The organism is Actinomadura sp. KC345 (genome assembly GCF_004348515.1).
Lineage (GTDB): Bacteria > Actinomycetota > Actinomycetes > Streptosporangiales > Streptosporangiaceae > Spirillospora.
Genome location: NZ_SMKH01000361.1, coordinates 1 through 7,076, shown reverse-complemented (window position 1 = coordinate 7,076; position 7,076 = coordinate 1). Strand labels below are relative to the sequence as shown.

6 protein-coding genes and 1 tRNA gene are annotated in these 7,076 nt (G+C 72.7%); 3 read left to right on the top strand and 4 right to left on the bottom strand.

The window, feature by feature from the left end; genetic code table 11:
• Positions 1–84: 84 nt before the first annotated feature.
• Positions 85–158: transfer RNA gene (locus E1281_RS35295), tRNA-Arg, on the top strand.
• A 142-nt stretch (positions 159–300) separates the two neighbouring features.
• Here the strand turns inward: E1281_RS35295 and E1281_RS35290 are convergent.
• The 3 genes from E1281_RS35290 to E1281_RS35280 form a co-directional block, all read right to left on the bottom strand.
• On the bottom strand, positions 301–1,461 hold the full coding sequence (locus tag E1281_RS35290) for a N(5)-(carboxyethyl)ornithine synthase (protein WP_207943689.1): 1,161 nt from the start codon (positions 1,459–1,461) through the stop codon (positions 301–303).
• Between the two features lie 601 nt (positions 1,462–2,062).
• Positions 2,063–3,787 carry a SpoIIE family protein phosphatase gene (locus E1281_RS35285; protein ID WP_279433681.1) on the bottom strand — a complete coding sequence of 575 codons (1,725 nt, stop codon included), beginning with the start codon at positions 3,785–3,787 and terminating at the stop codon, positions 2,063–2,065.
• Between the two features lie 231 nt (positions 3,788–4,018).
• Positions 4,019–4,306 (bottom strand): hypothetical protein, encoded by a 288-nt coding sequence (locus E1281_RS35280; protein ID WP_131884042.1) that lies wholly within the window; start codon positions 4,304–4,306, stop codon positions 4,019–4,021.
• Positions 4,307–4,608: 302 nt separating this feature from the next.
• On the opposite strand from E1281_RS35280, the gene E1281_RS35275 reads away from it, so the two are divergent.
• Together E1281_RS35275 and E1281_RS35270 are read left to right on the top strand one after the other, a co-directional pair.
• Entirely contained in the window at positions 4,609–4,803 is a 195-nt protein-coding gene (locus tag E1281_RS35275; RefSeq protein ID WP_131884041.1) for an STAS domain-containing protein, read from the top strand.
• Entirely contained in the window at positions 4,800–5,417 is a 618-nt protein-coding gene (locus E1281_RS35270; RefSeq protein ID WP_131884040.1) for a hypothetical protein, read from the top strand. The genes E1281_RS35275 and E1281_RS35270 overlap by 4 nt, the downstream gene beginning before the upstream one ends.
• Positions 5,418–5,433: 16 nt before the next feature.
• On the opposite strand, the gene E1281_RS35265 is transcribed toward E1281_RS35270, so the two are convergent.
• Positions 5,434–6,897, bottom strand: coding sequence for a histidine kinase (locus E1281_RS35265; RefSeq protein WP_165959242.1), 1,464 nt, complete (start codon positions 6,895–6,897; stop codon positions 5,434–5,436).
• Between the last annotated feature and the right edge of the window lie 179 nt (positions 6,898–7,076).

The window sequence follows — 7,076 nt, the reverse complement described above, 5'->3', positions numbered from 1 at the left end:
CTTCCGCATGGTAAGGCGGTTATAGAAGTGGAGCCGGAGACCCCTCCCCCTTACACTGTGTCCCGGCGTCCCGCCGGGCGCCGGGCGCCCGTAGCTCAGCTGGACAGAGCATCGGACTTCTAATCCGACGGTCGCGGGTTCGAATCCTGCCGGGCGCACCCCTCCCCTCCTGGCCTCCGCCGACGGCCTCATCGAAGAGCACACCGCCGGCGGGGAGCAGTTCGGCGAGGACCGCCTGATCGCCGCCGTCGAACGCGTCGAGCCCGGCGCCGCGCCCGTGCGGCAGACGGTCCGGAGCCGTCAGAGCCGGGAGTGCGGGTAGGCGGGCGAACGGCGCTGGAAGGACAGGATGTCGGGGTTCTGGACGACACCGTCGCGGATCTCCACGGCGCGCTCGATGGTCTCGCCGGTCCCCTGGTCTGAGGCGCCGTCGAGGACCGCGCGCAGATGCGGCAGCAGCGCCTCGCTGATCTCCCAGGTCGCCGAGTCCCACAGGTAGGACGGGCTGTGATCCACGCCGTAATGGCGGACATCGCGGCCGACCGTGTACATGGGATCGTCGAACGAGGTCGGGCGGGCCCACTCGAAGCCCATTCCCGCGTCGCAGGACACGTCGACGACAAGGGCGCCTGAGGGGAAGAGCGGCAGGTCGCCGTCGGTGGCGAACATGAGCGGGTCGCCGGGATCCTGAAGGACGCAGTTGACGATGATGTCGTGCCGGGCGAGGAAGGCGGCGGCCGGCACCAGGCCGTCGTCGGTGAGGACCCGGGTGAGGGCCGGATCGTCCGGGTCGCGCTCGAAGTGGACGATCCGGGCCGAGTGGATCGGAGAGCCGACCGCGCTCACGCCCCGCTGCGTCAAGACGTGGACATCATGGACACCGTGCGCGTTCAGGGCCGTGACCGCGCCCCGCGCGGTCGCACCGAAGCTGATGACGGCGGCGCGCCGCCGCCGTCCGTAGGCCCCGGTGGCACCGGTCAGGGCGAGGGCGTGCAGCACCGAGCAGTACCCGGCGAGTTCGTTGTTCTTGTGGAAGACGTGCAGGGCGAACCCGCCATCGGACGTCCAGTGGTTCATCGCCTCGAACGCGATCAGCGTCAGCCGCCTGTCGATGGCGAGCTGGGTGATCTCCGGGTCCTGGACGCAGTGCGGCCACCCCCACAGGATCTGACCAGGACGCATTCGCTTGAGGTCGTCGGGTCGTGGTTTGAGTATCAAGACGACGTCGCAGCGGGCGATGAGCTCGTCCCGGGGCAGCAGCCCGGCGACATGCGGCGCCAGGCGCTCGTCCGGGACACCGAATCGTTCGCCGTATCCGCGTTCGAGATAGACGCGCGAGCGGAGCGCGGGGTCGAGCCGGACGAGGTGCAGCGGGTGGATCGGCTGCCGGCGCTCGTTCTCCTTGCCCGATCGCGCGGTGACTCCGAGCGTCGGGCCGGTCGGCGTTCCGCCGCCGTTCAACGGACGGTCGGGACACGGGGACGGCGAGGGCACGATGCGTACCCTCCGGCATGGCTTCGGGTGGACATGAATCTCCGATCGTTGACCGGTGGAAGTCCGGACCGTCCCACCGGACGGGTTCAGCGTTGCCGCCACAGGGCATGGCGGGCGCATCCGGTCACGGTCCACGGGGTGCGAAGATCAGGACCGCTCCACCGGCCGGGATTGCCGACGTGGCGGGTCGGGCGCGAGCGCGGGTGCCCGTCATCGCCGGGTGCCCGCAGTGTACGCGCGCGTCGCCCACCCTCCGGACGGACCGCGGTGCTCGATGACGCCCGCCGACCGGGCGCCACCGGCCGCGCGGTTGCCCAGGCGGCTCTCGAACCGGCCGCACCCACCACCTCATCCACCGCCACACCTGGTACGTCGGCTATGCCGGGTTCACCGCCGTCCGCCACGGCCAGATCGCCGCCAAAGGCGCCCTGCCCACCCGCGGACGTCCCGGCCACACCATCGTCGGCCTGCACGGCGACCTGGACATCGCCTCCGCCCCGGCACTGCGCGAACATCTGCTCGCCACGCCATCCGATCGCCGGGCAGCGGGGGTGCGCGAGCGTGGCCGTCAGGCGGGGGTGCGGAGGGCGAGGAGCGCGATGTCGTCCTCGCCGCTGGGCTCTATGCGCTCCAGGAGCCGGTCGCACAGGTCGGGGAGGGGGAGCTGGGCCAGGTGGGAGCCGTGACGGCGGAGGCTGGTGAGGCGGTCGGACAGGTCGGTGTCGCGGGTTTCGATCAGGCCGTCGGTGTAGAGCAGCAGCGTGGACAGGGGCGGTAGGACACGGGATCCGTCGGGGCGAGCCCCGGTGATGTCGGGGGCGCCGAGGAGCGGTCCGTGCTCGTCCAGGAAATGCGTGCCGCCGTCGCAGGTGATCAGTAGCGGCGGTGGATGGCCGGCGTTGCACCAACGCAGGCGCCATCGCCCATCTGGGGCTTCTTCGACGCGGCCGAACACGGCGGTGGCGAGTTCGGCGTCGCTGACGGCGGCCATGACGCCGTCCAGGCGGGCCAGCACGGTGCTGGGCGGCGCGGTGCCGGGCGGCGCGGCCATGTCCCAGGCCAGGGCCCGGAGCATGTTGCGGATCTGGGCCATGCGGGCCGCCGCGTTCAGGTCGTGGCCCACGATGTCCCCGATGACCAGTCCGATGGCGCCGTCGGGCAGCGCGAACGCGTCGTACCAGTCGCCGCCGACCCAGGTGACCTGGGCCGCGGGCACGTAGCGCGCCTCCAGCCGCAGATCGCCCAGCTGCGGCAGGGGCGTGAGCAGGTTGCGCTGCATCGCCTCAGCGGTGTTGCGCTGCTCGGCGTAAAGGCGCGTGTTGGCCAGAACCAGGCCGGTGCGACGCGCGACGTCCTCGACGACGAGCCGGTCGTCCGGACCGTAGCCGTGTCCTGGACGGGAGTAGCCCAGGGTCAGCGCGCCGTAGGTCTCGCCCCGAGCGGCCAGTGGGGCGATGATCGCGTTCTGGGCGTCCATGACCTGGAAGAGTTCGCGCCGGGCGGCGTCCAGGGGTTCGTCGGATCGCACGTCGGCCTCACGGCCGACCACGACCGTGGCGCCGCCGCGCAGTACCCGGGCCAGCGGTCCGCGCGGTACTCGCGGGAGTGGCGGGAGCGGCCCCTCAAGCCCGGCGAGGTCGGCGGCGGAGAGTTCGTGGTGCGTCGCGGCCACCCGCTCGACGCGGCCGTCGGGAATCAGCAGATCGACCTCGGCCCAATCCCCCAGCGCGGGAACCACGAGCCGCACCAGCCGCCGCAGCACCTCCTTCTCGTCCAGCGTGGACGACAGCACCGTCGTGATCTCGGCGACCAGCCTCAGCCGGGAATTGGCCCGCCGTACCCGGGCCATCTGGTCGCGCCGCTCGCGCTCGACCGCGACCCGGTCGGCGGCGTCCTGGAAGACGATGACCAGCCCGGCCACCACCCCGCCCGCGGGTCCGCTTCGGCCCTGGTCTCCGGTGTAGATCGGCGCTGACGACCAGGAGCACATCACCAGCCGCCCGTCCCGGTGGGCGAACCGCTGGCCCTCCCCGTGGTCGGGGACCCCGGTGCGCAGCGCACGCATGAGGCGGCAGTCCCGTTCGGGCGGCACATGCCCGTCGGCGTCGCGGTGCAGAAGCCGGTGCATCGACCTTCCCAGCACCGCCTCGCGGGTGTAGCCGAGCAGGTCCCGGGCCCGCGGGTTCCACGCCGTGATCCGGCCGCGCTCGTCGGTGGCCAGAACGCCGGAGTTCATCGCCTCCACCAAGCGATCATGAACGGTGTCCGGCCGATCATCCACCTGCCCGGCCATGCTCATCCCCCCGATCGGACTACCTGCCCCATTCCCCCTCGGGTTCGCCGCGAACACCACAGGCGCGGACCGTCGGGCCCAGCCAGTCCTCAACGTTGGTCCTTCGAACCGGCCGGCCCGCAACTCCCCCGGACACCGCGACCGTGGCGGTATCGCCGCCCCGCGCGTCGGGGGACGGGCCCGCCCACCGCCATGCGGCATCACCCCGTCCCGCCGGCCGAGCCGACGTCTTCAGAGCGGCTCGCTGACCCAGCGCCATTCGTCGTTCTGGTGCTGGGCGCGGATCAGTTGCGTACCGCTGGAGTCCGCGAGTTCGGCCATCGTCCGGATCAGCCGGCGGTGGAAGTCGGCGGGCGGGTGGCCGGTGCCCGAGGACCCTTCCAGCAGCGTCACGTTGACCTTCGCCTGGTCGCGGAGCTGCGCGGTCAACCGGCCCGTCCCGTCCATACGAAGCATCACGATCGCCTCGGCACGGATCAAGTCGCAGCCGTCGGTGGCCGAGATCCACACTTCGCTCATGAGCGTCATCTCCCAGGTTCGAAAGCCCTCCCTTTCAACATAGGACGGTCCCCCGCACGCGGACCGGCACCGAGGCGCCTCGTGGACGGCACGATACGCGCTCGCCCCTCAGGCTGCTATCGCGCCTCTGGGCGTCTGGTTTCAGCACTGGAACCAGAGCCGGAGGGAGTCTCACGGACGGCGCGCCGGCAAAGCGAGGGCGTAGACTCGTCGCGACGAGGGTCTTCTTGATTCGGGCGGCAAGCCCGCGTCCCCCTGGTTTCTCGATACTCGGGCCCTCCGGCCCAGACAGGTCCGGCGCCATGACGCCGCAACATCACCCCGCCCGGCCGGCCGGCCCCTGCGCCGGGTCCGTCGGCCTGATCCGCGAACGGCTCACCGACCACTCCGTCATCGCCATCAGCGGCGAACTCGACGTCGCCTCCGCCCCATTCCTGCGGGAACGCCTGAACGTCGCACTGCGCGACCCTGGCGCCCGGAGGAGGAGTCAGCGATGACGACATGGATCGGTAACGACCTACCGGCGGCCGTCTGGGGGCCGCCACCGGACACGTCCCGGGGCCCGGCCGACCGGCGGCGGCTGGCCGCGTCGTTCGACCTGATGGCAGCGGCCCTGAACGGAACCGCGCTGTCCGGCCTGCTGAAGCTCGTATCCGAGCAGGCCCGCGCCATGGCAGGCGTCCCGCTGGCGTTCATCGCCCTTCCCTCCGAAGAAGCCCACACCCTGCGGATCGATGTCGCGGTCGGTGCCGGCAGCAACCGGATACGCGGGCTGACGGTGCGCAGTGGCCGATCGATGCTCGGCCGGGCGTACATCTCCCGCCGGGCCCTGTCCGCCCGGATCGTCGCCGACCAGACGCTCAGCGCCTTGCCTGCCGGGCCGATCCTGATCCTGCCGCTGGACACCGGCGAGGCGACCCGCGGAGTCCTCGCCGTCCTCGGACGGCCGGGCGCCGAGCCGCTCAGCCCCTGCACCGCCCGCCAACTGGTGCTGTTCGCCGACACCTCCGCCCGGCTGGTCCAACTCGCCGAGGACCGGCGCGCGACCATGGCGCCGGCCCGCGCGGGCGGGCAGATCCTCGCCCTTCGCCCCCCACCCACACGAACATGACGCCACCATGCGGAAATCATGGCGCGCGAACAGCAGAAGGTACTTCCACACACCCACCGCGGACGCGACCTGAGCGCGACGCGACCCCCCGCTCCAAAGCGTCGGCCCGGACGGCCACGTCCGGGCGGGCCGCACGGACCAGGTCGAGCAGCCGTCCGGCGTCGGCGGCCTGGCCGGTGACGACGAACCCGGCCTCGGTGAGCAGCCGCGCCAGGCCCTCGCGGAACAGCAGCGAATCGTCGGCGAGGACTAGCCGCACGGCAGGTTCACCACCAGGCGGGTCCCGGCGCCCGGCGGGCTCTCGACGCGGAACCGGCCGCCGACGGCCGCGACCCGGTCCGCCAGGCCGCGCAGTCCGAGGCCGTCGACGCGGGCGCCGCCGACGCCGTCGTCGGCCACGGACAGGTGGAGCCGGCCGTCGCGTTCCGCCATCTCGATGGCGACCTGCGACCGCCCGCGCGTGCTTGGCGGTGTTGGCGACCGCCTCGGAGGCCACGTAGTACACGGTCTCCTCGACGGGCGGCGTGAAGCGGCGCCCCGGCACCCCGCTGATCACGACCGGCAGCGGCGCCCGCTCGGCCAGCGACTCCAGCGCCGGGCCGACCCCGGCGTTGGTCAGGATCGCCGGGTGGATGCCGCGCGCCAGCTCCCGCAGCTCCTCCAGGGCCGCCTCCAGCTCCTCGACGGCCTGCTCGATCGTGGTGCGGGCGTGGGAGCCGCCGTCCATCCGAGTCGCGGCCAGCCGCAGCGCCAGCACGAGGTTCACCAGGCGCTGCTGCGCGCCGTCGTACAGGTTGCGCTCGATCCGGCGGCGGCCGGTGTCCATCGCCTCGACGATCCGCGCCCGGGACGCGTGGACCTCCCACAGCTGCGCCCGCACGCGGGCGTGCAGCCGCTCGTTCTCGATCGCCAGCCGCATGGTCGCCGCCACGGCCGGCACCAGCCCGGGATCGTCGTCCAGCGCCGGATCGTGGACGAGCGCGGCGACCGGCGCCCCCTCCGACCTCAGCACGGTCACCGCCCGGCCGCTCCCCGGACCCGGCAGCGAAACGCGGTCCCCGGTGACGTCCACGTACCCGCGGTGCTCGGGCATCCAGTGGACCAGCTGAAGCGTCGGGTCGCGCAGTGCGCGCGCCAGCTCCTGCTGCGCCCGTCCGGGTGCCAGCGGCTCGCTCAACGCGATCGCCAGGTCCGCGACCGCCGAACGCTGCATCCGCGCGCGGGCAAGCCCCACCAGGTACCCCACCGGCCACAGCGCGACCGCCAGGTACAGCCCGAGATCCGCCGCGAGCCGGAACGCGTGCCCGTCCGGCACGCCCGCCGCGGCGGACACCCATCCGGCCACCCCGAACACGATGGCGGCGAGAGTGCACACGATGACCGGCGCGACGCTGCGGCGCCGGTGCCGGGACGCGCGCCGCCACCGCAGCAGCAGCCGCCGCTCCCGCGCGGCGGCGTGCGGGAGTTTCCGGCTTGTCATCCTCGGGGCAGGGACCGGCCGCCGCCAGAGGGAAAACCCTGGACTCCGCGCGCTCGTGGCCCCACCCGCTCGTATGCGATCACCCCGGACGCACCCAGCAGCCATCCGCGATCTGGCGCCTGAGATGAGGCGAGGGTTTTCCCTCTGGTGCCCGTCGGACGTCTCGCTCGATCATGAGC